This is a genomic window from Rhodoferax sp. (genome assembly GCF_034519335.1).
Taxonomy (GTDB): domain Bacteria; phylum Pseudomonadota; class Gammaproteobacteria; order Burkholderiales; family Burkholderiaceae_C; genus Allorhodoferax.
Genome location: NZ_JAXHOL010000038.1, coordinates 117714 through 144013 on the forward strand (window position 1 = coordinate 117714; position 26300 = coordinate 144013).

Below are 26300 nucleotides of genomic sequence, written 5' to 3' on the forward strand. Positions count from 1 at the left end.
TCGGTGTGCTGACCGCTCACGACCGTGCTGTTTGAATGTGTAAGCGGATTGGGGTCGAGCGTGCTGCGCTGACCAGTAGGATTTCAAAAACGGAATCTTTGAACGGTCCCCGTGAAGTTTGGCCCGAGGTCTGATGGCTTTGCGAACTGGTTTGCAGGTCTTTGAACCCCAGTCCGCTGATGGATTGAAACGCACTGTCTCTCCCTTTTTTGTAACTTTTACTTTGGCATCCACCCCATGTTTCGGATTTAAATATTATGACTTCCAGCAAAGATGGCTTGTTGCAAGTGATTTCAATCACCCCGCCTGAGCTGGAAACAAACCGGATTGTATGAAAAAGTAACCGCGCTACCTATGCGCGTTTATAAGATTTTCTGTGCGGGATGTGATCATTCACTGCCAAATTGTCCGGCTGCGAACAAATCTAGGGATAAACCCTAGTTCGTGCCCTCAACTTTGCGGGCGGCAGCGGATGCGTCATTCACTCTCGGACGCCTCATCCAAAGCGCCACACGCTTTGAGCAGCCGTCTGGGCAGGATGCAAGTTCTGGCGATCCATATCAGGGTGGGAGCAAATATGAGTGCAAGAAAAATGTGGCCAAAGCGCTTGTTTCCAATCAGGGACATTTGAAAAACCGATCATGGCGAACAACATGACACCCATGATTCCCAATGCGCTGCACTGCAGCGGCCAACCCAGAAGCGGTACCAAAGTAGCTTTTGTCGATACGAATACCTTGCCCGGTCTAGCCGCAAGAAACTGCTTCTTTTGAGGAAGGTGATCTACGGATCCAGTAGATCGAACTTGCGTTGAAATGCGATAACTATGATACGTACGATGGTGCATGCGTCGAATCCGAAACGTGCCTTGAAAAAGCGTGGATTCTCAATAGCGGTTTCATCCAGCTTCTTCGGTGACCAGGTTGTCAGCGCAAACTTTATATTGTTTTGCGCATGGACCTCCCAATAGTCGTGCGCCGCATTTCGCTGCTCGTTGGCAAAGTTGGTCTGAAAAATCTGCGCCTGTTCTTCCGTGTTCATTTCATCTCCTGCTTTGTGAATTTTTTTGTTCTGGCTGTGCAGCCACTGTGACTCAATCACCCTTGTAGTCGCGCCCCCGCATTTGCGCTGCGAGGTGCCAATATTGATTTGCACCGTGGCCCTAAAATACCCGCGATAGCACGGCCATTTTGTTGAAGGGCTTGCGAGACTCGAAGAGGTAAAACCATAGCCACCAGCCAACACATTGCGTTGCTGCTCAATAGGGTCCTGCGTTCCCAAATGCCCCGTTCAACAGCTCCACCGCCAAGTCTGCGTCTTCGACTGATGCAGTGATGCTTTCCACAAAGGTCGCTATCTCATGACTTCCTTTAGGACCTCAGTGATACGGCCATCCCGGATCAAGTTCGCCACAAGCTTGGCTGTCTGGTTTTCTTCCAAGACAGCAGCGCGTGGCAAGGCCAGATACAACCAGATGGATCGCATAAGCACCAAGTTGATCGCGCTGGCACCCACCATGGTTCCATCTCCAGTCAGCAACCAATCGGCCGAAATACCGAAAACCAGCCGAACTGCGCACAGAAATTCGGCACCCAGGCCTTCTTGTTACCCACACCAGTTCGCTCACGAATCCCGGCGAGGTGCCGACCTTTCGGGCGAATTCGCTTTGGTTCAGCCCGGAGTGCGCAATGGCCTGACTGGCCCGGTCGGCAAAGCCAGCGAGCCTTGCTTCCGATGAGTCGGCATTGTCAATGTTCGTAGCATAAGAGTTATATTTTATTCTTTGGTGAATTATTGATTCACATTTAAAGATAGATTACTCTTTTGCTGCGATTTGTCACGCGACAAATAGAAACATGGATGCGATTGAAATCAACTACCGCTTGCGCCGTATGGGCAAGACCCAGACCGACATTGCGCGGGAACTGGGCGTACAGGGCGGGGTTGTCAGCAATGTGATCCACGGCCGCATCACAGCCCACGGAGTCGCGCTGCATATTGCTGAGCTGTTGGGGCAGACCGTGCAAGACCTGTGGCCGGATCGGTACGTTTTCAAGCCCCGAACGCCAACGTCCAAGCCTTGCAAGCCATTCAACCGGTGGTCCTTACCGGAGAGGAGGGTCCTATGTCCTTGGATAACCCTTCTCCCACGTGGAAGGACTACGGAAAAAGCAATAAGGGCCCAGACTGCAACATCTGGACCCTTTTTATGGTTCGCTAACTAACTTCCAGCGGATTATGCGATTCCCTCAGTCAGCCGTCAACAGTGCTTGACTGCCTGACAGCCCTCTTTTTCCCCAACCCAAGACCCGCACGCCCATCGCGAGGATGCTGCACGCGGGTACTACAGGGAGAACGCCGTCCACACCCACCCGTGTGGCAGGCACCACCATGGCCAATAGGAGAATCGTTATGCGCAAAATCAGGCAGGTCCTGCGCCTTGCCCTTGAACAGGGAATGAGCAAGCGCGCCATTGCTAAAAGCCTCGGCGTCAGCCGGGATGCTGTCACCGACTACGTCACACGTGCTCTTGCAGCAGGGGTTAACAGTCCAATCCCACCAGAGCTGGATGATGCTTATCTTGAGCGCTTGTTGTTCCCCTCTGACTTGGGCCGGCAACTGCGCAGGCCCGAGCCCTCGTGGGAAGTCGTCCACCAGGACATGAAGGCCAAGGGCGCCACCCTTCAGATACTGCACCAAGAGTACTTGGAGGCGCACCCCGATGGAATGGGCTACAGCCACTACTGCGGCCTGTACCGCCAGTGGCAAAAAACACTCAAACGCTATATGCGCCAGCCGCACACCGCCGGTGAGCGCGCGTTTGTGGACTACGCGGGGCCCACGATAGCAATTCATGACATGAAGACCGGGGAGGTCCGCACGGCGCAAATCTTCGTGGGAATACTTGGGGCGTCGAACTACACGTATGCCGAGGCCCATTGGAGCCAGAAGCTGCCCAACTGGATCGCCGCGCACGTGCGCATGTTTGAATTCTTTGGCGGTGCGCCCCAGATCGTAGTGTGTGACAACCTCAAGCCTGCAGTCACTAGAGCAAGCAGGACGGAGCCGGTGATCCACTCCGCTTACCAACACCTCGCTGCGCACTACAGCACGGTCATTCTTCCTGCGCGGCCACGCCAGCCCAAGGACAAAGCCAAGGTCGAGAACGCCGTGCTAATTGTGGAGCGTTGGATCTTGTTCCGACTGCGCAAACGCATCTTCACCTCACTCGCGGAGGCCAACGAGGCGATTGCGGCGTTACTGCAGGACCTCAACAATCGGCCATTTCAGAAGCTGGCGGGGTGCAGGCGCAGTCAATTTGAGACGATCGACCTGCCCGCACTTCAGCCTTTGCCAGCCCATGCCTTTGAATACACCGAATTCCGGCGGGTGCGGATCGGCATGGATGGGCTGTTTGAGGTCGATGGCACTCCGTACAACACACCGTTCATGCTCAGCGGAAAGGTGGTCGATCTGCGCATCACGCCGGGAACGGTGGAGGTTTTGTACCAAGGCCAGAGGGCGGCAAGCCATGAACGTAAGGAGGGTTCAACCCCGGTCATCAACGCACTGTATTTGAGGCCTGCCGACCGGCACTTCGGGCAGTGGAGTCCGGATGAGTCTTTGACATGGGCAGCGGAAGTTGGAGCGGGAGTACGGGCGTTCATTGGCAAACAGCTTGCCGCCAGTGCGATCAAAGAGCATGGCTACCGGACGACAACTGCATTGAAGAAGATACACAAGATGTATGGCAGCGAGCGCTTGGACGCCGCCTGTGCGCGAGCCAACGAGATTGGCGCCAGTTCGCTCAGCAGCATCCGCTCCATCCTGCGCACAAAACTGGACCAGCAAGTCAGCTCCGACAGCACGCACCAGGAAGCGACATTCCACCACCCCAATGTACGCGGTCCCGACTACTACCACTAGAAACGAGGAAACAACACCATGATGACTCAAGCGACAACCAGCAAACTCCATGACATGAAACTCTTTGGCATGGCCCATGGTTTTGAAAACCAGCTCGAAAACCCACAATCCGGCAAGCTCAGCTTCGAAGAACGTTTCGGGCTTCTGGTGGACCAGGAGCACACGTACCGCGATAACCGCCGCCTGCAGCGTTTGTTGAAAGCCGCCAAGTTGAGGGAGACTGCATGTGTAGAGGATATTGACTACCGTGCGGAACGTGGTTTGGATAGGGCAGAAATCGCATCCCTAGCACTATGCAACTGGATCAAGCAAGGGCACAACCTGATCGTGACGGGTCCAACGGGTAGTGGGAAAACATGGATGGCCTGCGCGCTGGCTGCCCAGGCCTGTCGGCTGGGGATGACGGTGAGTTTCCAACGGCTGCCGTTGTTACTTGAAGACTTGGCTGTGTCTCATGGCGATGGCAGTTTCCGAAAGCGACTAAGCCAGTTGGCAAAGGTGGATCTATTGATCCTGGATGACTTCGGGCTGGCCGCTCTAAATGCCATTGGACGCAATGACATGCTGGAGATCATTGAGTCCCGCTCCGGGGCAATGGCGACTCTGATCACCAGCCAATTACCGGTAGATCGTTGGCATGACTATTTGAGTGGTGGAAATCCGACAGTGGCAGATGCCATCCTGGATCGCTTGGTTAGCGGGTCACAGCGTTTGGAAATCAAGGGTGAGTCGATGCGCAAGAAGCGCAAGCGAGCGGCTGCTTGATACCCATCTAAAACGGAAAATCCGACCAACCCGCCCGAGTGGCGGGTTTTTACTGGAACGGGTGGCCTGGTTTGGATTGGACTGGGCGGCGCTTTTGAATTGGAACCGGTGGTGGGTTTGAACTGGAATGACTGGCTGTATTGGACTGGAATACGCAGCAACCACCAATCAGTGTTTCTCGATATGCAAGTTCACCCTTCTTGAATCGGCGCAGGGTGGCAGCGCGATCGATCATTACCGAGCCATCCAACCCTTTTAGACGATGCTCCACCCAATTGGCATGTCCTCCGAACAAGATGTCATCGGACAACAGGACATTCAGAACATAGCTCAAAGCGGCAGACTCTGAGTGGGTTTCTTGCCACTCCAAACCAAAGTGCTCTTTGTCGTCACCAATGAAGTTCTTGGCAAAAGAGGACCCTTTTGCGTAATAGCGCGACATCTCGTCAGTGATGTGCTGCAATTGCCTGCGCAACGATGGCAAAGACACTAAGCCAGATCGCTGTGCATACAAGGCCAGCGATCTGCGCAACTGATGGAAGTGAACAGCCAAGGTCGCCCGACCTGGAATTTGTCTTCAGAGCGCCACGCCCGATGCGGATCAATGTGCTCCAGTTCTTTGAGATCTGCTTCCTCAATTTCCGGCTCTAGTCGTGCGCGAAGGCCCTCCATGGCCGCGAATCCGGCGCAAAACGAATGAAATCGACCGCTCTCTGGAGCCATTGGCTTGCTCGCTAGGTTCAAGTACCCCGTCGAAACAAACAATGGATGGTCGTTCGTCCTGCCTGTCGTCTTCTTGGCATCTACCTTGAAAGCCGAGTAGACAACATCCGCGATTCGCTGAGCCAATTGAATTGCCTGATACCCCTCGAAGTTGATTACCCATCGCGTTCGTTTGATGCGGCCACCATTAAGTTTTGTGGTGCGACCTAAGACTATGTAGCAGAAGAAACCCTGCTTGCCACTTGCGTTTCAAGGCAATGATACAGGCGCACTACCCGCCTCATCATCCCGCATACCGGTAAACGCCTGAATCATCAGCTTACTCGCCATCTGAACCTCGACAATTTGCCCAGACAGACTCTTTTCACACTCAGATCAATAGTCTTCGAGGGCCAAATATGAACGACTCTTTTCGTCGATCAACTGCTTAAATGAGGCAAAGACCTCTCGGGGCAAGTCTTGCTCGTCGGCAATTCTGGTTTGGTATTGAGTAGTGCGGCCTGTACGCGCATCAGTCCCACATGCGCTTGCTACTTAGAGTAGATTTCTCTCAACCTCCTGCCAATCGGCAAGCTCCCCATAAGCGTGGACAGCAAATTGGAATAAACCCTGGTAGGCATCGGAGCATGCTGCTTCGCCGTCATTCGGTATGTCCGCCCACGACTCCTGGGGTGCTTGAATTAGCTTACCCGGATCAAATCTCGATACCGAGCACCATTTAGATCCATCGCGACATACAAGGGTAGCAATGAGCCCAATGTCTGGCCTGTCCAACCAGAACATCTGGCATCGACGAATTGCCAGAGCTGCTTTTCGTTCCCCAACAAATCGAATAGCGAACGGTTCGTATCTTCGGAAAACCGCGCCATCAGCTTGATCAGAACACGGTAGTTGCGCAATGTCCCAAGGCTCAACGGAGCACCCTTGCGCAGCCACATCAGTGCGAACAACAACCAGCGCGCCTCGCGAGCCAACTGTTCTCTCTCCGGCGTTATCTCACCGATTGACCAATAGGCAAAATTAACATTGACAGCCTTACCCTTCTGGGTGATAAGCCGACAAGTTCCAGCAATACTCACCATAGGTTGACGCAGTAGAACCATCGCGATGGCGACTAACGACAAAGGAATCGGAAGGCACAAGTCCACTGAGCCAGATATAGTTGTCGGGAGCGGCCGCCCCCACCGAGAGGCTGAGTTTTGGCTCGAATGCCGTGTTCACGCAACTAATCCTAAGTCCACCAACACTTCGAATTTTCGAGCCCAGTAAGGATCTAGCTCCCCATCTTCCTCGACCTCTCGAGTTACTTTAGTCACCAGCGCCGAGTCATGGCGAGATATTTCCGTCAGCAGATCACTAATCCGACGAAATATCGGCGCAAGCATCACTTTGAAATTGTTCCTCACTGCTGGAGAGGGGGTGCAGTTTGCCGCAAGCAGTACCGACAGCTGGGGGGGAGGGGTATGTCATCTTCATCGGCATGTATCCCGAACTTGTCGCAAAACAGACACCCCTCCGGCCTTTGACATGTTGGAAGCACAGCTGCTTTTCGGTTATTTGATGTGGATTTCCAAAATCTGAACAAACGCCAAACGCTCGAACGACTTCACCAGCAATCAAATGGCCTTTTGAAAGAACCGTATTGGCTACCTTATTCAGAAAGTCGGACATCGCATCTAGATGGCTTACTTCAGAGCCAGCTGCATACGATATGAGAACCGTCGCCTCCGAATTCTGGAGAACCATTGCAGTCGTCGCAGGGTCTGTGTTGCGAATCAACCAATCACTCTTCGCTGCGCGCCATTGCCGTGATGCAATTGGAACAAGATCTGGGTCAAGACGTTGCAATGTCTTGTAGATAGCCGCGAAGTTCCCTTCTTTCAATTGGGTGGGCTCGCCCTCACCCTTGGGCCCCAATTTGAAAAACAACCAACGGCAAGCCCTGCCGCCTAATAGATATTGACGAAGTGACTAGAAAACGCTTGAAGCGAGGCATGAATTTTACGGGCAATTCAAAGAAAGTCTCCTTGCTACCCGCTCGCCACTTGATTGTTCGGAATACTTGGTGATCGGGGATGATTCCATAGTCATCAGACCGCTTCCTGCTAATGGTCTGTGTTCAGTTCATACCTTTGTGTGCCAAGAACAAGACAACGAATACGTTGAGTGCTTGCATACCCATTTGGAGCTCGCTGGTTGTGACGTGAATGGGAATTTGCAGCCTCACTCCTTTTGCGAGCTCAGGTTCGAATTGAATAGGGGGGCCTGTTGTCGGAATTTCCTGCATAGTCGCTGATATCCTGCAACTCGGCGAGAGGTTGCCACTCGCCCTTCACTATAGTTGTATTGCCAATTTGGGCGCAATGAGTGCTTGCGATGTGCCAAAGTCTGAGGTGACATAAACCATGTTGTCGAAGGGAAAATCCACAGCCTGTCTGTTGGGAAGGATAGGTGCTTCGGCATAGCAACGGCGTATGGAAAGGGCTTACGATCCCCACGACCAGGTCGGACAACCCATCAAACAAAGACTCGCAAAGCCCCAGTATTCTCGTCTGGTCGTTCTCGTCTGGTGGAACGGTGGATTTTTTGGCTGCGCTATCCACGCGCAATAGATTGATGCCTCGCGTCAGATCATCCACGCCAATGAAAGTACCGAGAAGGCCAAACACCGTTGCCTGCTGTCGAGCACCTGCGTTTATCGAAATTTCGTTGGAAATTACCCTTTCCCGAACGTGTTTAAAAAACGCCTGCGCCGCGGCCCTCTCGCCATCTCAGCGCTGTCGAATAAATTACTATGGCCGTTCTCATCCGCCCACGCAACGAATGGAAGGGAACCGACTAACCGCGTCCCTAACGGTCACCGCAGCCCTTCGTCCGCTACTGCTCTGACGTCGTCTGAGATGTGATGGAGTAGCGCTCGAATCTGCAGAACTTGATTTGTGTTCAGTGAATCGATATCTATCAGCCGCCCGCCCGTTTTTCCACCCCGCTTCGCCGGTATGCCTTTCCGCAAACAGCAAAGAGACCCCAAATCAACTGTTTTACTCTGCAAAAACCGAATAACGCATGCTTCCGGCCACGGTATCACCGTGCCAGGCGATAGCGGCATGTCGTTAAGAACAGTGGCTCTAGTAGTCAGCAAGCATCTTTCCCACTCAGAGCACGGTAAGCCAGTTGTCTGAGATGGTTATCGTAATCAGCGCCAACTGTTCGCACCTGCGCAAGTCTTGCTGCGATAGTGAAGATACAAATCTGTGGTTGTCGACGACTCGTGACACATGCGCGTTTTGACGAATTCACGAGCCTGATGTAGGGTGCTACGACCTTTCGCCACGAGCCGTAGCTGTCGATCGGTCATATTCATGCCCGAAATAGGCACGGGTGTCGGATGGAACTGGTAACTGAAAGGAAGGCACATGCTTGGCTCGAACATAGGGTAGTACTACGTTCTGATAATAAAATTGTCCTTACCCCTGCCCCACCTTGGCATGTCGCAGGACATTTCTATCATCAAAGAGGAGCTGCATCTGCTTTGTTTCTATACAACGGCGTGCCTCGAACACTTTAGGAATAAATATTGATCTTCTTGCAACCGCCACCTTCTGCCCTCATACGACGTCCACGCGCCCACTGCAGTGGACATAAGTTCGTAGCATTTCGTAGAACCAAACGGGAATATGGAAGAACTGCCGCTAGAAGTGAAAACTTGGTGTCTATTCCAGTACCAGGACCAACAACAAACCAAAGCTCGGTGGCCAAGGGGGTCAACTTGACCCTAGTGTCGGACGCGGAATGTCAGGATGGTCTGTAATCAGCGCTCCGGTTAGAAATGCGAATAAATGAATTAAGCGTCATCTCAGTATTGCCCAGCGCGACGAGAGCAGACAGAACCCATTCCTGCTCTTCCAACCGACATCGTAAGCGAAGTTTTCCACCATCATTAATACTTCCAGCATAGGGAGGGTCTGCTCGTTGGAACCCGCGTATCGAAACATCCGTAGTGGTAAAATTGCTTCAAGAAAACTTGAATTCCTTGGAATCTTTCAACGATAGGTAATAGTCCGAACTACGCCAAGGTGTAAGCCCCGGCTGCACGACCCCTTCAGCTTGTAGCCAGCTAAAAAAAGGCTATGACTGTACTCATACGCCGCTTCGGGGGTGGTTGCTGTAACCGGTCCTGCAGCGACCGAAATTCTCAAATATCCGTTGGATCGATGGGTCTGGACGATTCAACTTGTTGGATGGGAATTTTGTCCAATCCAACTGTGACTCACCAAGTGTAAGCGGGGAAAGGCAGCCAACTTATCGGCACTACGCGGTATAGGTTGCCATTGTCATTGGAGCGATAGCCCCTTCCAGCCCCGGCTAGTTAGATAGATTTGTGGCCTCTGCCCACGGCGCACCAGTTGCATCGAGTACTACAGGAAATAATGTTGAAGCGATGAGCCCATCCACTTTGGCTTGCCATCCAAGTGGCAGTACTCAGTTTTGAGTGTTTTTTCTCGTACGTAGTATTCAGTAGACTCTAGCGAAATACAAGTTGCCCCTAGATTGTCGGGCTGTACGACTCCAGCAACAACCAGGCGGGGCAGGAATATCCTTCGAGCAAATGACTCTACTGCTCTATCACTTGATGAATTCACCCTTCTCTTTAGCAGCGCGCCCAGCCATTCTCAATCTATCGAATGAATGGAGCCAAAGCTAGCATGACAGCAGCCGTCCAGGGTAATAGACAACTAGTGTAAAGGACCTTATCGCCGATAGCCATGTTGCTTTTTGGGTCGGTTCGATTTGGGCTAGCGTCCATTGATCTTGGATACCATTGAGCTGTCCCTTAGCAAACTTCCCGGGGGTGCTGGGATCAATAGGGGAATACAAATGGGCATAGGGGTTACTCTGATCAACCGCACCCACATAGGTCGGGACAATCGAGGCTTGGTATAGTTCCTTCAGTCCGCTATTGTAGTCTAGTTCCGACTTGGTACCCACGGGAAGTGGCTACTGAGCCTCGAATGGTGGAGGGTTGAGACTTCCACAGCGGCCGCCGTTGGAAGCCCCACTGGAACTCAGATTGGGCTAATGCCATTTAATTTATTCCCCCTGAGAAAGGAGAGTAACAACTTGTGTTAATTGACCGTCAACTGGATGCTTGTCATGCTCGAAAATAAGGAGGTTTCTGTAGAAGTAAAAAAAGCGCCGATACGCAGCCAGTGTCAAAATCGTCCAGAGCGATGTTAAGTCGACGCTGTGGATGACTATTCCAAGCGTGCGGGGATCTAGTTCTTGAACTACGCTCAGCCGCATACCAGTCTATCACGAAGCGGTTGGTGTTGCTCATGAGTCAATTTTGGCGTGCACCGGATACAAAAGAGCAAACGCTCTGATGGTGCTCAAACGGCAATGGAGAATTACGATAATGACACTTGAGGCCCGCGGCCAACCTTATGTGACTGGTCGAGTGAATAGCAGCACAAGTTAACGGCATTCGTCTGGATGGCAATGTCTGGTTGATGTACAGACAGTTGTTTGCTTGGCAAGCAAGAACATCACGCTGCCATGGTGACTTGTAATCCTGCAGCAGCCACTCTATGCGAGTGCTTTTGCCCTAGCACGACCGCTTTTTACATCCAGATCTGCGTGGCTGTGGCCTGCCCACCAGGGGAGCGATGATCATGCTGATCGTTGCCACTAGCGGCAGATTCCTGGATACCGCCAGTCTAATTGTGGCACTTTGAGAAGCTTCAGGGGGATGGTGAAGTCAGTAACATCTGCCGACTTTATGAGCGCAGTTAGCGCATGATGAGCGGCATGACGCACGACGCGGTGCCGAACACTTTCGAAAAAGTGGAGTGACGGAGAGGTCCTGAACCGGACTACACCGACGATGATGTCGGACGCGTCCTGGACTTTGCGGCCAGAATCGGGTTTTGTCCATAGCAGGACAGGTACTGCTTTTGAGTGAAGAACTTCTCTGGCCGCGGATTCTCGAGCTAGGTTCGGCCGTTTGAGCGCTCTAGCGCGACTGACGCGCCAAAGAGAAAACAAGTGCCCAAAAGAGCTCCGATAAAATCCCATAGCGAGGCTGCAAGCACTGTAGACTGTAGGGCACTGAACCTTGTTTCACTTAGCTAGCTCATTTTTAAACAGGTCGCACATTGCGACCTGTTTTACTTTGGGAGTCGCAATGTATTGCGGTCTCTGAACGAATTAGTTTGGGTCCCACAGCCTGAACATCAGACGAAGTTCGGGAACAAATTTCACAAAAGGCTGACCGGCTCATGAAGCTCGGCTGCCTCTCCTCTTTATTCAGGTTGATGTTTTGGAAGTTCTCCAATAGATGTATTGGATGTGCATTGATGTGGATGAAGTTGCCAACTCGAGTAACGGCAAATTTTTATTAAAACTGATTAAACCCACAGGGATAAAAATGAATGACTTGAAAGGAAAAACTGAGGCCCCGAATGGCATCGCTACTCTTACTCATAAGGTAGCTATCGCATTAGGAGTTATTGTCACGCTCATTTATATAATCCGAATTTCTTACTTCCGAACTGGTTTAATGCCAGGCGAGGTTATTTTCTTTGTATTTATAGCACTCGCTTTTCGCCTTGTTTCCGCCATCCTTTTTAAAGGACAAGCACTTTTCTCCGCCCCTCTGGTTGTCTCAGTTTCTAACTCATGGAACAAGGCTGTTCGTTCTTTGCGTAACTTGAAGCCTCGTAGTTCGAAAGTTGGACTGGTTTCATAAGTTGAAAGAGTTGTTTCAAGAAAAGGAGTACCTACGCTCTTCTGCCGTTGTGTTTCGGTTGATCAAGTTCCTGGTGGGCGCAACCAGGGCAGTGAAAAAAGATGTTCGCCATCTTCCAAAGTGAAGCGGATTGCTTTCTTTTGAGGCCTAAGTTCCATCTTTGTTTTTCTTCTATTTTTCTCTCTGGTCTGATATTTAGATATCCAATAAAAGGAATTGAGTAGATGCTGGAGGGTTCCTGAATTGCGGGGTTTTGTTGGTTGGAGCTGAACGGGGTTTCAAAAGATATCGACTACCGTAAATAAGAGATTACGTTCTATGGTTTGGTTAGATAATTGGTGCCGTTTGCTCGCTTCGTTTTTTTTGGTAATCCGGTAAAACTTACGGAAAAAAGTGTTTGAATACTTTGGCATTCGATCCACTTAATCTGAGCATTGAAGAGCCGGACAGTGAAAGAGAGATTTTTGAATCAGTAACGGAAACGACGTGGGCGGCCATTATTGGGTTATCGGAAGGCCGCCGCAGGAAAAATTCTTATCCATGGTGTGGATGCCCCGATGGGAGAGGATCCGCAGAATAGACGCTGATTTCACTGATTGTGACCAAGAGCGCAAAGCCTTTAGAGCAAAGAACAGAAGTCACCACTGAGTCTACTGACAAAGGATGTGAAAAATTATTACAGACAAAGCTAATGACTAATTTTTGTTTTTCCTTGCCGGCTGATATGTCATTCGAGTCTGGACAGTTCACTTTGACAAAGGCCGCGCAGGAGCAGTTAGATGGTCTGGCGTCGACAATCGAGTCCAACGGCAATCCTGTAAAAATACTGGTTCGAGGACATAGCGATCCACGCCCTATAGTTGGCAAGCTCGCCAAGGCTGTTGGTGAAAATCAGCTCACTTTCGGAGCTTCGAGCCCAAGCAGTTGCTGATGCCCTGCAGCAAAAGCTGGCCACAGATAAGCTGATTGTTCAAACCGAAGGTGCTGGCAGCATGGAGCCAGCTGCGAGTTGCTCTTCAACCCCAACAACATCCAAGTCTGAGCTTGAACAATGCCACCGAAAGAATCGCCGCATTGAAATTCATATCCAGCTTGGGCAGAGTGAAAAACTGGCCAAGAGTTAGCTCTTCCACAAAAGAGAAAGGCCGTGCCTCAGCTCGCCTTTGGAGGTTCGTTGTGGCTGTGGGACTTTGAAGGTACCTCGTCGACTACTCCCGTCAGGTCCAAACACCTTGTGGGTGTTGTCCCTGAGTTTTTAGTCGCTGCGAAACGCGAAACGATCTTTTGAATCAGCTCAGCATTGTAACTCCCGGCGGGTCTGACGTGGGCTTGACATTGCCGGTCGCCCAGCCGCAAAATTCGTTTCGGCGCCCAGACTACGCCTGCTGCCCACCTCGGCAATCCCTCACGGGACGTCAATTCAACCATCCATCCTTTGATTCCCTTTGCAGGCGAATCCTGGCAGTGGGCACCTACGATTTGCGTGCAGAAGGAATCTGTCATGCGATACATACCTACGTCCGACGACACCGTCGAGCAATTCCGTAAACAAGCTAAGCAGCTTCAGCGCAAGCACGGTGGAAAACACACCGAACTCTTGGACAAGGTCGCCAAGCAGGCGAACTACGATCATTGGCACCACGTCGTGCAATGCAACGGCCGGGAAAGGCCGCTGCTAGTCTGACTGCATTACGGCACGAGTGCGAGGCGATCATTGCCGCTGAACTCAAGAAAGAGATCAAGACCGTGTTGACCGGCCCCGAGATCGATGCGGGTGCTTTTTCGTTCTCTTCTCTACCGGTATCGGAGACGCTTGGCTTTTGGATCCCAGTGACCAGCATGCCATGTGTTTGGTATTGCGTCACGAACGCATTGAGCCAGCCATCAACGAAAATCCCCTCAGCCTAGGGATAGGTTTTCACGGGATGTATGAACTGAGAGGCGATTTCTTCTACATCGAAAGCAAAATAGAGGAGATTGGCGCCAGAGCGATCGGAGGGTATCCGCTTTCAAAGCTGCGCCCTCTCTTGGAGAAAATCAAACCGGTCGACATAAGGATGGCAGAGACCATCGGCCAATTTGATACCGTTGAGATGACGCCCGAAGTAATCCAACAGATGACAAAGAAGGGGTACAGCGAAGAACACCTTCAGCAATTGAAAGCGGGGGGATACCGTTATTCACCGAGCAGAGACTCGCTACTGGGCCCCATCATTTCCAGCGACGATGAAGACTTCCTGGTCTCCTAACCAACTTGCCTCAAGTACATCAGCCGCCAAATGGCTCACCCAATTGGTTAAAATTGCACACATGACGGTTCGAGAGCGAGTGGAATACGAACCGTGCTGCCTGGAGCAATCTAGGTCTTGCGGTTAGCAAGGGCAACAGAAGCTCGCAAGGTGAGCATCAAGTGCTTGCCAAGAAAAGGCCTTACGGGGCCTTTTTCTTTGTGTGACTCCACTGGGGTAATCCGAGCAAAACGGTCACGTTTGAAGGCCCTGGAATATCACCATTCTCGTCCCTTGCGGTAGAACTCAGACGTTGGGTTCAGTGTGAATTTGGCGCCTTTCAGATCACCTTTTCCTACTGCTAAGAGACTTTGTGGTGACCGTAGACCGGTCGCTACCTCTTCTGCGTCTTTGCGGTGGCGCGCTTTGAGTATCGGCAGACCGCCCACATCCCGGATGTCCCCGCCCGAGGCGTACCAAGCCCGCTGATTGGCCAAGGCATCATCTAGGGCGTGGTGGCGGCGCAATCCCCCGGAAAACGCCACTTCGCGTGCTGCCTCGAAAGCGTCAAATTCGTACAGAAAGTCCATGGTGAGAAGTACCCGCTCAGGGGCAAGGTTTTGCGGCCACTGCTGTTGCAGAAGTTTCTCTATCCAGGGCCAGTCCCTTTGCAGGGAATCTGTGGCCAGCATCACTGACACACGTAATGCGCTGATCCAGGCCGCTAGCCGCTCCTGCAAGGCGGACATGGTGATGCGCGATGCCCCGCCCTCCAGTTGTGGAATCACTTTACGCGAGGGCAAATTCCCCGACCTCTGCCAGTTGCCAAGTGTCCGCCAGTTCGGCATAGAAAATGTGCCTCCCGGATTCGTCCCACCAGCCCGATGGAAACGAGCTTGGCGTCGTCGGTCAAGCCTGTGACTTTGGCGTCGAAGAATAGGCGGTCCATCTATCGCATTCTCCCGATAGGTTCCATAAAAGCATCCCAAACCCAGAAGTCGGCCACCAGTGTTCGTGAATGGCTACTCAACAGCGTTTTCCCGTCGGAAATTCGAAATAAAGCAGGCCGCAAATCGGCCTGTCTTTGAATGGGTTAGCCAGGTGGAACAAACGCCTCAGCGCACCGCAATCGACTGCATTCCTGACCTGCGCGACGTCTCTAGACAAACAGGGCTGAGTCAAGATTCCAACCCTTCCCACTTTCATATTTCAGCATCAGCCACGTCTCTTCACGCGGTGCTACAAAGTGCCGTCGGACGACAACGACTCCAGACCAGGCACTTTTAGGGATCAACTGTCTAACCAGTAGGGCCGTTTCTTCATCGGGATATTTGGGGTTCTTCATCGAATCCACTGTGAATTTTCATTGGCGGAATTAGGCAGCACTCCCGCAGAATCCAGTTTTTCAAATTGATTGACCGAGCCATGAAAGACACCGCCCTGTACGAACACCTTCTTGGACTGAAGACCCCGTGGTCGGTGAAGAAGGTTGACCTGTCTTTGGCAGACCAGCGGGTGGTGGTCGAGGTGGTTCTCAAGAAGGGCCAAGTGTGGGCGGATCCCACAGACGCCACCAAGCGAGCCCACATCAATGGGTGGACCGAGCGGGAGTGGAGCCACCTGGACACCTGTCAGTTCGAGACCCTCATCAGAGCCCGCGTTCCCCAACTCGAATACGCCGATGGGACTGTTGAAGAGTTGGTCGTTCCCTGGGCTGAACGCTACAGCCGCGTCACCACCTTGATGACGGGCTTTGTTATCAAGCTGCTTCAAGTCTGCCCGACCACCCAAGGGGTGTGCAATCTCACGCGCCTGTCCTGGAGCACGGTCAACGCCATCATGGTCAGTGCCGTGGAGCGCGGCATGTTGCGCCGCACCGAAGAAGAAATCTCCTATCTGGGAATCGACGAGAAGAGTTCCCAGAAGGGACACAGCTACGCGACCATCCTGACCGACATTGACCGCTCGCGCGTGCTGGATTTGATTCCTGAGAGAAAGCTCGAAGCTGCAAAAACGCTGCTTGAAACGGCACTCACGCCAACGCAACGTGCCTCGGTCAAAGCGGTGGCCATGGATATGTGGCCTGCCTTTATGAGTGCAGCCAGGCAGTGCATGCCCCAGGCGGACATCGTGCATGACAAGTTTCACGTCTCCAAGTACCTCGGCGAGGCTGTGGACACGGTGCGCAAACAAGAGCATCGTCGCCTCTCGCAAGCGGGAGACTCCCCGCTGAAGGGCAGCAAGTGGGCGTGGCTCAAAAGTTATCCCGATGGACGCAGTGCTGAGGCGGTGTCGTTTCGGGCCTTGAACCAGCTCAACCTCAAGACCAGCAGGGCGTGGACCATCAAGGAAAACTTTACGCAGTTCTGGAGCTACAGCTACAAGGGCGCAGCCAAGCGTTTCTTTGATGCCTGGTCTACCAATGCGATGCGCAGCCGATTGGAGCCCATCAAGAAGGTGGTCAAAATGCTGCGCCGTCATGAGAGGGGTCTGCTCAACTTCAGCCAGCACAGAATCAGCAATGCCTGTGCTGAAGGATTCAACAGCGCCATCCAACTCATCAAGGCCAATGCCCGTGGGTTTCGTAACTTCACCAACTACCGCGCAAGGATTCTGTTTCATTGCGGTAAGTTGGATTTGGGGTGGGCGTGAGGAAAAATTCACAGTGAAATTGACGAAGAGCCCCTTCTTGGCGGCTGCGGCCACGTCCGCAGCCCGATCTGGGGTGAAGCCCAAGTCTTTGAGGTTCGTGATGACGTGCTCGTTGCCGAAATTGAGCGCCACCTGCAGTGCGCGGCCACGTAGTGGGAATCTCATATTCTTCCGCCAAGGTCAATTTGCTGGACAACAGGAGTTCTGCATCTTTAACCGATTTTCGCATATTCGATTTTGGCATTGATTCTGCAGGTTTTAAAGACCAGCAGAATGCCCGACTCCTTCCACTCAGAGCAGTACAAAATCTTCATTACTTTGCTTCGAGAAACGAGGGAAGCGCTACAGGTGTCCCAAGCGGCATTGGCATCCAAGTTGGATCAGCCCCAGACATTTGTCAGCAAATGCGAAACTGGAATCCGAAGGTTGGATGTGGTTGAACTTCATGCCTGGCTACGGGCGCTGAATGTGGATTTCCCTAAATTCCTTGCGACGCTAACAAAGCAGTGGGAGGCTCATGCAGCTCGTACCCGTCTGCCAAGAACAGCGACAACCAACAAGTGAATGGGCTGCTGCTGCAGCATTTGCCAGCACGGCAAATAGAAAAAAATGGACGAATTTGTCCATTTATATATTACTTGATATTGTTAAATAAAATGGGCTAACTTGCACGTGCAATCTCATGCATCAGTTGCAGCAGGCGGCCGATCTCACTTTTAGGAAAACCCTCACGCGCAAACCAGTTCAGGTAGTCGCCGGGCAGGTCGGCAATCAGCCGACCTTCGTATTTGCCAAAGGGCATGGGGCGCTCCACCAGCTTCTGCAAATCCTCTGGCTGCATATCAACCGCCCGCCCGTTTGACCTTGTGGCCCTGTGCCTGCAGCAGTTGCATCACGCGGTCCACATGGTCGCCCTGCACTTCGATCACGCCGTCTTTCACCGTGCCGCCCGAACCGCAGGCCGCCTTGAGCTGCTTGCCCAGCGCGACCAACTCGGCCTCCATCAGCGGCACGCCGCGCACCAGGGTCACGCCTTTGCCTGCGCGGCCCTTGGTCTCGCGGGACACACGTACCACGCCATCGCCAGTCGGTCGCTTGGGCGCATTGCAGGTGCAGGCGGCAATGGCCTGTCGGCACACTGGGCAGGTGCGCCCCATCTCGGTGGAGTACACCAAACCACCCAAGTCAGACAGAGACAGTTTCGCCATGTTGAACGAAGCCTCAGCGAATGAGGATTTCTGCACGACGATTGCGGGGCTCATCCACATTCGCCTCGGTCGGTACCACGGGCTCACGCTCACCACGGCCCACCGCTTCGATCAGCTCCGGCTGGAACCCTTGCTCCACCAGTAGCGCGCGCACGGCCTGCGCGCGCTGCAAGGACAACATGTCGTTGGCCTGTGGCGAGCCTGTGCGGTCTGTGTGCCCCACCACGACCAACTCTCCACCGGGCAAGGCGCGGGCTTGCGCAAGAATAGTGGGCAACTGCGCCTGCGACTCGGGCGTGAGCGTGGCCGTACCCGGCTCAAACTGCAGCACAAAGCGCTGCACCCCGGGGGGCTGAAGTGCCAGCAACGCACCATGGCGTTTTTGAACCTCTGCAGCTGTAGTCTGGTCACGATCGACATTGCCCGTGCGCTGGACGGCAGCCACGGCGTAGGGCTGGTCCAGCACCTGTAAGCCACCGCTGGTCCGTACCTCCAAAGCCGTTGCTCGGCCATCTGCCTCGGGCAAAAGGGTAATCCGGTTTAGCGGGGCGCAGGCCGACAGCAGTGCGCCCAGCACCAGTGGCGCCAGTGCACGGGGAATAAGATGGAGCATCACAGCACCTCCACAATAAAATCGGTGCCCCGCACACTCATGGTGGAAGACGGGGTTTGCACCTTCACGTTTTCGGGTTGCAATTTGCCAAGCAGCCCGGTCACCATGCGGATGGTTCCCAGAAGCACCTGAACCGTCAGGCCGCCAGTTTGGGTGGTGGCATCAAACTGAAAACGGGTGATATCCACCTGTGAATTGGGCCCAATGGTGATTTGTGTTCCATCGCGCAAAAGCAGCACGGCAGACCCCTGCGGTCCCGTCACAATGCGCTCAGCCTCGGACACCCCACCACCCGGAGCCGCTGGGCGCATAAGCGTACCTTTGGCAACCTGGACAGTGCCTTGAACGTTTTTGAGAGTGCCGCTACGTACATCCTGGGCCCAGCTCGCCTGTGCAGCCCAGAGCAACAGGCTGAAGAAAGTAGCACTGAACAGCCCTTTCACAGATCGCCAATTCGTCACACATAACTCCCTGAATACGGACAGGCAATGGTAACGGATGCCTGCCAGTGAAAAGCTGCAAGGATGGCATTCATTGCTAGCAATTTGATAGCTAACTACGCCGGCTGGGTTTGCAGCATGTGCCAAAATACAGCGAATATTCAAAACAAGGGAGTAAAGCGCACCATGAGTCGCCAGAGCATATGGGCCACGAAAGTGGCTGCCCTGATCCAGGGAGGCAACAACCAGGCTGCCCTGGCGCAGATCAAAGTGGCCCCCACAGTCAAAGACCTCCAGCAACTGCGCAGTGTGCTCACCACCAAAGGGCTGCTCAGCAAAAACCGCTTGGTGGACGAAGCGACCGCCGATCAAATCGTGGCGCTTTCGGCGCCGAGGCTGCATCGCTCGCCGTGAAGCGGGCGCGCCATGCAAAAGCCAACTACTCGGTTAGCGCAGCTGGGCCAATGGCCTTTGGCACTTGGCTGGGCTTTACTTATCGCGGCCTGCGGACCCACGGGCCCGGAGATTCACTCTCCAAGCTTGGCTCCCGCGATAGACAACAGCCAGAACCAGAGAGCACAACAACGGGTCATCGTGCAGTTCTCCGCGCTGGTGGACGCACAGAGCCCCGACACTTTGGCAATGCTGTCCACGCACAGCAACGCTAAGGAGGTACGTTACGTGCGAAGCCTGTCTGCTGACACCCATCTTTACACTTTCACACTGCCAAGTCCCGCCTCCGGCCAACAATTGCTGCGGGAGCTGAAGGCTGTGAATGGCATTCGTGCCGTAGAACTCGACCAAAAAGCTTTCGAACAATCGCCATGAAGTTCAAATTTCTCACCATCACCGCAGCCCTGACACTAGGTATGGTGTCTTTCACCGCACTGGGGCAGCTTTACCTTGAGCCCACCAGCCGCAAACCTGATTCCCGCGCCACACCCCAAGCCATTTCACAGAGATCTGCAGAACCGCTGCTCAACCGCTTGGTGGTCAAGTTCAAGGACCAGCCTGCGACCCGTGGCAGAGAGCTGTCAGTCAATGGCAGAAGCAGCGAGCAGCTTCTGCTGGACTTGGGCGCAGCCCATCCCATGCAAACCCGGGAGGGGGGGAACATCGCATTGAACTTCCTGAAAACCACTGCCAGCCAAGCAGCGGTTGCACTGACCAGTGAGGCTCTAGACCGCACGACGATGAATGCCCTGGTACTGCGTCTGGCCCAAGATCCCAGTGTCGAATATGCCGAAATCGACGAACGCGCTTATCCACAAATGACACCTACGGACCCGTTGTTTGCGACCGATCAGTCCAGCATGAAACCCGGGGGAGCTGGTAACGTGGGTGGCGCGAACTTCAGTGCAGCGTGGGACAGAACGGCCTCTGGTGTGACGTTGAATGGTGCTGGTGTGGTGGTTGCCGTCTTGGATGGTGGTTACCGGTCACATGCAGACCTTGGGGGCAATGTGTTGCCGGGCTACGACTTCGTTAGCCAAGACAATATCGGCGTTTACACCACTGCCAATGACGGAAACGGCCGGGACAATGATGCGCTGGACCCGGGCAATTGGAATCCGACAGCCAGTGTCGGCTGCCCGATAGCTGATTCGTCATGGCATGGTACGCACGTGGCGGGCACCATTTCGGCGCTGGGGAACAATGGCTTGGGCGTGATCGGCGCGGCCTATGGAGCAAAAATACTGCCGGTGCGTGTGCTGGGTGTGTGCGGCGGTTATGTGTCGGACATCGCTGACGGAATTCGTTGGGCTGCAGGTCTTGCGGTGGCGGGAGTTCCCAACAACACAACACCCGCACGCGTGATCAATCTGAGTTTAGGTGGCACGGGAGCGTGCGGAACAACCTACCAGGCAGCCATCACAGCAGCACGCAATGCCGGGACTGTTGTGATCGCAGCTACTGGCAATGGCTCTTCTTACGACACACTCTATGCGCCAGCGAACTGCACTGGAGTCATTGCAGTGACATCTCACACAACTACTGGCGAAAGTTCACTTACGGCAAACATCGGCTTGGGCACGACCATCAGCGCACCGGGAACCCTCATTCAGTCGACCAGCAATACGGGGACCACCACTCCAGTTGCTGACACCTATTCAGTCAAATCAGGTACCAGCATGGCGGTGCCCCATGTGGCCGGCGCCGTGGCACTGATCATGCAAGCAGTTCCGGGTATCACCCCCGACCAAGTCAGCGTCGCGCTCACGAGCTCAGCCAGAGCTTTCCCGGCTGCGACCTACTGCGTAGGGAAGTACAACACCGTCAATAGCTGTGGCGCCGGTCTGCTGGATGCCGATGCGGCTGTGCACGCAGCCCTGAACCCCGCGAGATCAAGTGGCGGGGGCGGCGGAGGTGGCGCCTTCGGCTGGCTCGAATTGGCTGGGCTATTGGCTTTTGCTGGTTTCACTTGGGGCATGCGCCCCCGATACCAACAAAGCCATCAGTAGCCCACCAAGCGCCCCTGCCACATGGGCGGGGTGGTACACCGGGAAATCGTACGTGGAAACGGTGGCACCGGGCCAGATCCACGGCACCACCAATTTGGCGGCGAGGAGCACGCTGCAAGCCACGCCCCAGCCGCGTGATACCCCAAGCAAAAGCAGCGCGCCGCCGCCTGCCCCCAGGCCGTGCAAGGCACCCGAAGCACCCGCGTAATACTGGCATTGGGTATCCCATAGCAACACGGCCATGACACCCAATAAGCCCCCGCCATGCACCAGCAGCAAACTGCGCGCTGGCAAGCGCAGACGCAGGCCCGCCCATACGATCACGAATCCCAAGACATTACCCAGCCAGTGCCCCCAACTCAGATGAACCCACTGCGAGGTGAATAACTGCCACCAAGCCCCCTGCGCCCATGCCAAGCGCTGAAACTGCAACGCCATGCCAGCCACGTCCAGTCCCTGTGCAGCTACGCACACAAGGGCAAAGGAGAGCCCGCAGACAAAGGTCTGGCCCTTCAGCGAAGGCTCAGGCGCTTCAGGCAATCCAGTCCAGCGCCTGCATGTAGTCAGGGTGCACCATCAGCTCATCCCATTCCAGGGCGGACGTGGTGGGCAGCAAGGCGCGGCGGCGGGCTTCACTGGCTTCCAGTGCCTGCCACTGGCCTTTCACTTGGGCTTCGGTAAGCCCGTTGATCAAATCATCCACGGCTGCGCCCCCCCCTTCTGCGCTGGGCATGGACTGGTTGCACAACAACACCAGATCACACCCTGCGTTGAGTGCCACCACGGCAGCTTCGGTGCAACTGACCTGCTGGCCATCAATCAGGCGGGCGCCTGCCATGGACAAGTCGTCACTGAAAATGGCTCCGGTAAAGCCCAACTGCGCGCGCAGGATGTCGTTGAGCCAAGTGCTGGAAAAACCGGCGGGCCGTGCGTCGACCTTGGGGTAAATCACGTGGGCCGGCATCACGCTGCTGGTCACGGTATTGAGCCAGCGATACGGCGCGGCATCGTCCGCCAAGATCGCCTTGAGGCTACGCTTGTCGACCGGAACCTCGGTGTGCGAATCGGCTTTGACAAAGCCGTGGCCGGGGAAGTGCTTGCCGCAGTTGGCCATGCCACTCCTGTGCAGGCCATGCATCAGGCTTTTGGCCAGCAGGCTCACGACACGCGGGTCGCGGGCGAAGGCGCGGTCGCCAATCACACCGCTCTCCCCATAGTCCAAGTCCAGCACCGGGGTGAAGCTCAGGTCCACGCCGCAGGCGCGCAGCTCGGCACCGAGCACATAGCCGGTGGCTGTGGCGGCGTTGGTGGCATCCAGCGGACCCGCTTTTTTGGCCGACACGGTCCCAGCCGCTTCGCGCAACCACATTTCACCCAAGGCGCGCATGGGTGGCAGGTGGGTGAAGCCGTCGGTCTTGAAGCGTTGCACGCGCCCCCCCTCGTGGTCCACACAAATCAGCAGGTCGGCACGCACCTTTTTGATGTCGCGGCACAAAGCGGTGAGTTGTGCGCGGTCTTCCCAGTTGCGGGCAAACAGGATCATGCCGCCGACCAACGGGTGCTTAAGGCGCTGACGGTCCAGTTTGGTGAGGCTGGTGCCAGCGATATCGATAATGAGAGGGGCGTGAAAGGTCATGGTATCGGGGTAAATTTGCTATGTATTTAGGAGCTGCTTGCGCATATTTTATGGGCTTCAGTGGCATTTTTCATATCTAAAATCTGCAAAAATGCGCCCACCCAAGAAAGCGGTAACAGATCGGTCTTGCACCAATTTGTTACAGGTTGCCCCAAATGCTGCTGATAGACTCATTTCCAATCGCCGGCGCTTTGCAGTGCCGCCCAGTTACCGCAGACTTGGAAACGCCATCTACTGTGTTTGGATTCCTCAAAAAACGTGAGCGCAATACACCCATCCAAGCGGTGTTACTCGATGAACCTGCCGTCAGGCGCATGGAGCTTGAGGAGCGCATGGCCTACCGGCGTGAGCGCCTGTACCAATCCATCCGCGAGACTTTTTTGTCCATGGAGGTGGTATCGCACATGTACCGCTTCAAAGTGATGCCGGTGGATGAGCGGCACCATCGGTTCATTGCCATGATTGATGTCGCCAAGTCGTTTGTCACTGGCGCCAACAGCAAAACCAAGAGTTTTGCGGCGATGGAACACGACATGCGGATCAACACCTACAAGCGTTTTGGCATCCTGATTGATGGCATTTACTGGCGCGTCAGTGAAACCGAGGACCAGTTCGAACGCCATGCGCGTGCCAGTGATCCGGCCCGCAGAGGCGGTTTTGAACCCGTGGGGCAAAGCGCCGAAAACAACCGCCCCAGCGGCACGTTATCGCGTGCAGGTTACCAAGCGATCTCTGCCGAAGAACAGGCTGCTTTCATGGAAGCCCTGCAGCGTGGCGCGACCTTGCCCGCGGTGCATGTGGGTGATCTGGAATACCAGTCTGACTTGGCGCCGCTGGACGGCGGCATCATGATTGGCGGCACCCAGTACGGCAAGCTGTAGCTAGCGCGCTAAGGCGTGGTCTCCACCACGCAAAAGCTGGCGGCGTAGTCGGTCTCGTCGGTCACGGTGATGTGCACCTTCAGCGCCTTGGACTCAAACCAGTCTTTGAGCCCGCCATACAGCACGATGACGGGTTTGCCACTGCGCTCATTGGCAATCTCGCAGAGCTTCCAGGTCATGGGCATGCGCATGCCCAGGCCAATGGCTTTGCTGAAGGCCTCTTTGGCGCTGAAACGCGTGGCGAGGTAGCGAACTCCGCGCTCGGGCCAGCGCGTGCTGCGCGCTTTCCAGGTTTTGAACTCGGCATCGGACAGCACCTTGGCCGCAAAACGCTCGCCATGTTTGTCCAGGCTGGCGCGGATGCGCCGCACATCACAGATATCGGTACCGATGCCGTAGATCACACGCGGCGCCTTACTGCCCCAGGCATGCCAGGTAGGCCTTGATGGTGGCGCCGTAGCCCAGCTCCAACGCATCGGCAATCAACGCATGGCCTATCGAGACTTCTAGCAGACCTGGCACCTGTTGGGCAAACGCGGCCAGATTGTCACGGTTCAAGTCGTGACCCGCATTCACGCCCAGCCCCACATCTAGCGCCGCCTGCGCAGCAGCGGCAAAACGTGCGAGTTCGGTACCCTGCTCTGCCGTGCCCCAGGCTGCGGCATAGGGCTCGGTGTAGAGCTCAATGCGGTCCGCCCCCACAGCCTTGGCGGCAGCCATGGCAGCCGGGTCCGCATCCATGAACAAACTCACGCGCAAGCCAAGCGCGTGCGCATCGTCAATCAGGGGCGTGAGACGCACAGCATCGTCGGGGAACACCCAACCATGGTCACTGGTGAATTGGCCTTCGCTGTCGGGCACAAAGGTCACCTGGTGCACCGGCAGACCACGCTGGCGCAGGTCGCGCACACAGTCCATGAGGTTGTGGAAGGGATTGCCTTCCACGTTGTATTCGCGGTCCGGCCAAGCCTTCAAAAGCTCGGCCAAGTCCAGTACGTCCTGCGCGCGGATGTGGCGTGCATCGGGCCGTGGGTGCACCGTGATACCCGCTGCGCCCGCCTGCAAACACAGCGTGGCCGCGCGCGTGACGCTGGGGATGCCCAGGTGGCGGGTGTTGCGCACCAACGCTACCTTGTTGAGATTGACCGAGAGATGGGTTGTCATAGTTGGGGGCCTGCCTAGAGTGCCTGAATGTCGATCATCATCTGCCGCGTACGCAGCGTCTTGACGCCGCAATGGTAGTGCAGCAGCGCTCGCAACTGGGGTTTGAGGGCACCCATCAGCTCAGCACAGGCACGCAGCGTGGTGGTGAACGGGGCCTCGTCGTGCAAAGCATCTTGCAGGCGCAACCACTGCGCGCCCGTCAGGCTGGCCCGGTCCTCGGCATGGGCCTGGCGCAAGCCGCCTTCGGGTACCAGCACATAGTGCACATCGGGCGCCAACGCGCCCAGGGTCATGGTCTGCACGTCCAGCCGGGGCAAAAAACCCACCTCGCGCAGCAGCAGCAACTCGAAAGTGCGCAGCGCACCCTGCAGCACTTCGCCATGTTCGCTGGCAATGATCTGCACCACATTCGCATACACATCGAACAGCAGGGCATGCGGGTCATCCCGCGCCAGCAGGGTCAACAGCAGTTCATTGAGGTAGTAGCCCGAGAGCAGTGCGTCGCCCGTGGGCATGACATGGCCGCCCTGCCACTCGGCACTGCGCAAGGTACGGATTTCCGCGTCGCCACCATAGGCCACATGCAGGGGCTGCAGCGGCAACAAGATGGGGCGAAAGCTGGAGCTGGGCTTTTTTGCCCCCTTGGCCACCAGCGCAATGCGCCCGTAGTGGCGGGTGAACACTTCCAGAATCAGGCTGGACTCGCTCCAGTCGTAGCGATGCAGCACATACGCGGGCTCGTCGGAGATGCGCTTGGTAGCCATACGCTAGCGTGTCTTCAATCCAGCGAACACCGTGCAACCGGCTTCGCCGGACCGCTGGCGTTGCCCCCTGCAAGAGGAAAAGCGGCTAC

The 26300-nt window shown here is 54.9% G+C and carries 28 protein-coding genes; 13 read left to right on the forward strand and 15 right to left on the reverse strand.

Annotated elements, in window-relative coordinates:
• Positions 1-783 precede the first annotated feature (783 nt).
• Together U5O12_RS17140 and U5O12_RS17145 are read right to left on the reverse strand one after the other, a co-directional pair.
• Entirely contained in the window at positions 784-1281 is a 498-nt protein-coding gene (locus tag U5O12_RS17140) for a hypothetical protein (protein ID WP_322579813.1), read from the reverse strand.
• Between the two features lie 524 nt (positions 1282-1805).
• Positions 1806-1997, reverse strand: coding sequence for a hypothetical protein (locus tag U5O12_RS17145; protein ID WP_322579814.1), 192 nt, complete (start codon positions 1995-1997; stop codon positions 1806-1808).
• Here U5O12_RS17145 and U5O12_RS21250 point away from each other — a divergent pair.
• The 3 genes from U5O12_RS21250 to istB all read left to right on the forward strand — a co-directional run bounded on the left by U5O12_RS21250 (position 1914) and on the right by istB (position 4692).
• On the forward strand, positions 1914-2225 hold the full coding sequence (locus U5O12_RS21250; protein WP_416221521.1) for a helix-turn-helix domain-containing protein: 312 nt from the start codon (positions 1914-1916) through the stop codon (positions 2223-2225). The genes U5O12_RS17145 and U5O12_RS21250 overlap by 84 nt on opposite strands.
• Before the next feature lie 151 nt (positions 2226-2376).
• Positions 2377-3927 (forward strand): IS21 family transposase, encoded by a 1551-nt coding sequence (gene istA / locus U5O12_RS17150; protein WP_322579815.1) that lies wholly within the window; start codon positions 2377-2379, stop codon positions 3925-3927.
• Positions 3928-3945: 18 nt separating this feature from the next.
• A complete protein-coding gene (gene istB / locus U5O12_RS17155; RefSeq protein WP_322579816.1) occupies positions 3946-4692 on the forward strand; it encodes an IS21-like element helper ATPase IstB in 747 nt (248 codons plus the stop codon).
• A gap of 49 nt (positions 4693-4741) precedes the next feature.
• Here the strand turns inward: istB and U5O12_RS17160 are convergent, their stop codons facing one another.
• From U5O12_RS17160 to U5O12_RS17170, 3 genes are all read right to left on the reverse strand, one after another.
• Positions 4742-5245 carry a hypothetical protein gene (locus tag U5O12_RS17160; RefSeq protein ID WP_322579817.1) on the reverse strand — a complete coding sequence of 168 codons (504 nt, stop codon included), beginning with the start codon at positions 5243-5245 and terminating at the stop codon, positions 4742-4744.
• Positions 5246-6095: 850 nt separating this feature from the next.
• Positions 6096-6497, reverse strand: a complete 402-nt coding sequence (locus U5O12_RS17165; RefSeq protein WP_322579818.1) for a hypothetical protein — start codon at positions 6495-6497, stop codon at positions 6096-6098.
• 274 nt (positions 6498-6771) lie between these two features.
• Entirely contained in the window at positions 6772-7263 is a 492-nt protein-coding gene (locus tag U5O12_RS17170) for a hypothetical protein (protein ID WP_322579819.1), read from the reverse strand.
• 4510 nt (positions 7264-11773) lie between these two features.
• Here U5O12_RS17170 and U5O12_RS17175 point away from each other — a divergent pair.
• The 4 genes from U5O12_RS17175 (at position 11774) to U5O12_RS17190 (ending at position 14412) form a co-directional block, all read left to right on the forward strand.
• The gene (locus tag U5O12_RS17175; RefSeq protein ID WP_322579820.1) at positions 11774-12163 is read left to right on the forward strand and encodes a hypothetical protein; all 390 of its coding nucleotides are present in this window, start codon (positions 11774-11776) and stop codon (positions 12161-12163) included.
• 884 nt (positions 12164-13047) lie between these two features.
• Complete coding sequence (locus U5O12_RS17180) at positions 13048-13287, forward strand: hypothetical protein (protein ID WP_322579821.1); 240 nt, start codon at positions 13048-13050, stop codon at positions 13285-13287.
• Positions 13288-13664: 377 nt separating this feature from the next.
• On the forward strand, positions 13665-13847 hold the full coding sequence (locus U5O12_RS17185) for a hypothetical protein (RefSeq protein WP_322579822.1): 183 nt from the start codon (positions 13665-13667) through the stop codon (positions 13845-13847).
• 160 nt (positions 13848-14007) lie between these two features.
• Positions 14008-14412, forward strand: coding sequence for a hypothetical protein (locus U5O12_RS17190; RefSeq protein ID WP_322579823.1), 405 nt, complete (start codon positions 14008-14010; stop codon positions 14410-14412).
• Between the two features lie 257 nt (positions 14413-14669).
• Here U5O12_RS17190 and U5O12_RS17195 read toward each other — a convergent pair whose 3' ends face one another.
• Entirely contained in the window at positions 14670-15194 is a 525-nt protein-coding gene (locus U5O12_RS17195; protein ID WP_322579824.1) for a hypothetical protein, read from the reverse strand.
• Positions 15195-15816: 622 nt separating this feature from the next.
• Between U5O12_RS17195 and U5O12_RS17200 the strand changes: the two genes are divergently transcribed.
• The gene (locus tag U5O12_RS17200; RefSeq protein WP_322579825.1) at positions 15817-17043 is read left to right on the forward strand and encodes an ISL3 family transposase; all 1227 of its coding nucleotides are present in this window, start codon (positions 15817-15819) and stop codon (positions 17041-17043) included.
• A 273-nt stretch (positions 17044-17316) separates the two neighbouring features.
• Entirely contained in the window at positions 17317-17607 is a 291-nt protein-coding gene (locus tag U5O12_RS17205; RefSeq protein ID WP_322579826.1) for a helix-turn-helix transcriptional regulator, read from the forward strand.
• Between the two features lie 97 nt (positions 17608-17704).
• Here the strand turns inward: U5O12_RS17205 and U5O12_RS17210 are convergent, their stop codons facing one another.
• The 4 genes from U5O12_RS17210 to U5O12_RS17225 are packed head-to-tail and all read right to left on the reverse strand — an operon-like array spanning position 17705 to position 19325.
• Positions 17705-17884: a DUF3820 family protein gene (locus U5O12_RS17210; RefSeq protein ID WP_322579827.1), complete on the reverse strand. Its 180-nt coding sequence runs from the start codon at positions 17882-17884 to the stop codon at positions 17705-17707.
• A gap of 1 nt (position 17885) precedes the next feature.
• On the reverse strand, positions 17886-18242 hold the full coding sequence (locus U5O12_RS17215; protein WP_416221522.1) for a translation initiation factor Sui1: 357 nt from the start codon (positions 18240-18242) through the stop codon (positions 17886-17888).
• A 22-nt stretch (positions 18243-18264) separates the two neighbouring features.
• A complete protein-coding gene (locus U5O12_RS17220) occupies positions 18265-18864 on the reverse strand; it encodes an OmpA family protein (RefSeq protein ID WP_322579829.1) in 600 nt (199 codons plus the stop codon).
• Entirely contained in the window at positions 18864-19325 is a 462-nt protein-coding gene (locus U5O12_RS17225; RefSeq protein ID WP_322579830.1) for a FecR family protein, read from the reverse strand. The genes U5O12_RS17220 and U5O12_RS17225 overlap by 1 nt, the downstream gene beginning before the upstream one ends.
• Positions 19326-19388: 63 nt before the next feature.
• On the opposite strand from U5O12_RS17225, the gene U5O12_RS17230 reads away from it, so the two are divergent.
• From U5O12_RS17230 to U5O12_RS17240, 3 genes are read left to right on the forward strand one after another with little or no spacing between them, the layout of a single operon-like run.
• Entirely contained in the window at positions 19389-19718 is a 330-nt protein-coding gene (locus tag U5O12_RS17230; protein ID WP_322579831.1) for a hypothetical protein, read from the forward strand.
• A 12-nt stretch (positions 19719-19730) separates the two neighbouring features.
• Complete coding sequence (locus U5O12_RS17235) at positions 19731-20132, forward strand: hypothetical protein (protein ID WP_322579832.1); 402 nt, start codon at positions 19731-19733, stop codon at positions 20130-20132.
• A complete protein-coding gene (locus U5O12_RS17240; RefSeq protein ID WP_322579833.1) occupies positions 20129-21766 on the forward strand; it encodes a S8 family peptidase in 1638 nt (545 codons plus the stop codon). The genes U5O12_RS17235 and U5O12_RS17240 overlap by 4 nt, the downstream gene beginning before the upstream one ends.
• Here the strand turns inward: U5O12_RS17240 and rrtA are convergent.
• Together rrtA and nagZ are read right to left on the reverse strand one after the other, a co-directional pair.
• On the reverse strand, positions 21704-22306 hold the full coding sequence (gene rrtA, locus U5O12_RS17245; RefSeq protein WP_322579834.1) for a rhombosortase: 603 nt from the start codon (positions 22304-22306) through the stop codon (positions 21704-21706). The two genes, U5O12_RS17240 and rrtA, sit on opposite strands and share 63 nt — an antisense overlap.
• Positions 22299-23402: a beta-N-acetylhexosaminidase gene (gene nagZ, locus U5O12_RS17250; protein ID WP_322579835.1), complete on the reverse strand. Its 1104-nt coding sequence runs from the start codon at positions 23400-23402 to the stop codon at positions 22299-22301. The genes rrtA and nagZ overlap by 8 nt, the downstream gene beginning before the upstream one ends.
• Before the next feature lie 236 nt (positions 23403-23638).
• Between nagZ and U5O12_RS17255 the strand changes: the two genes are divergently transcribed.
• Entirely contained in the window at positions 23639-24283 is a 645-nt protein-coding gene (locus U5O12_RS17255; protein WP_322579836.1) for a hypothetical protein, read from the forward strand.
• 8 nt (positions 24284-24291) lie between these two features.
• Here U5O12_RS17255 and acpS read toward each other — a convergent pair whose 3' ends face one another.
• The 3 genes from acpS to recO are packed head-to-tail and all read right to left on the reverse strand — an operon-like array spanning position 24292 to position 26211.
• Complete coding sequence (gene acpS, locus U5O12_RS17260) at positions 24292-24687, reverse strand: holo-ACP synthase (protein WP_322579837.1); 396 nt, start codon at positions 24685-24687, stop codon at positions 24292-24294.
• 10 nt (positions 24688-24697) lie between these two features.
• The gene (locus U5O12_RS17265) at positions 24698-25447 is read right to left on the reverse strand and encodes a pyridoxine 5'-phosphate synthase (protein ID WP_322579838.1); all 750 of its coding nucleotides are present in this window, start codon (positions 25445-25447) and stop codon (positions 24698-24700) included.
• A gap of 14 nt (positions 25448-25461) precedes the next feature.
• Positions 25462-26211, reverse strand: a complete 750-nt coding sequence (gene recO / locus U5O12_RS17270; RefSeq protein ID WP_322579839.1) for a DNA repair protein RecO — start codon at positions 26209-26211, stop codon at positions 25462-25464.
• Positions 26212-26300: the final 89 nt, after the last annotated feature.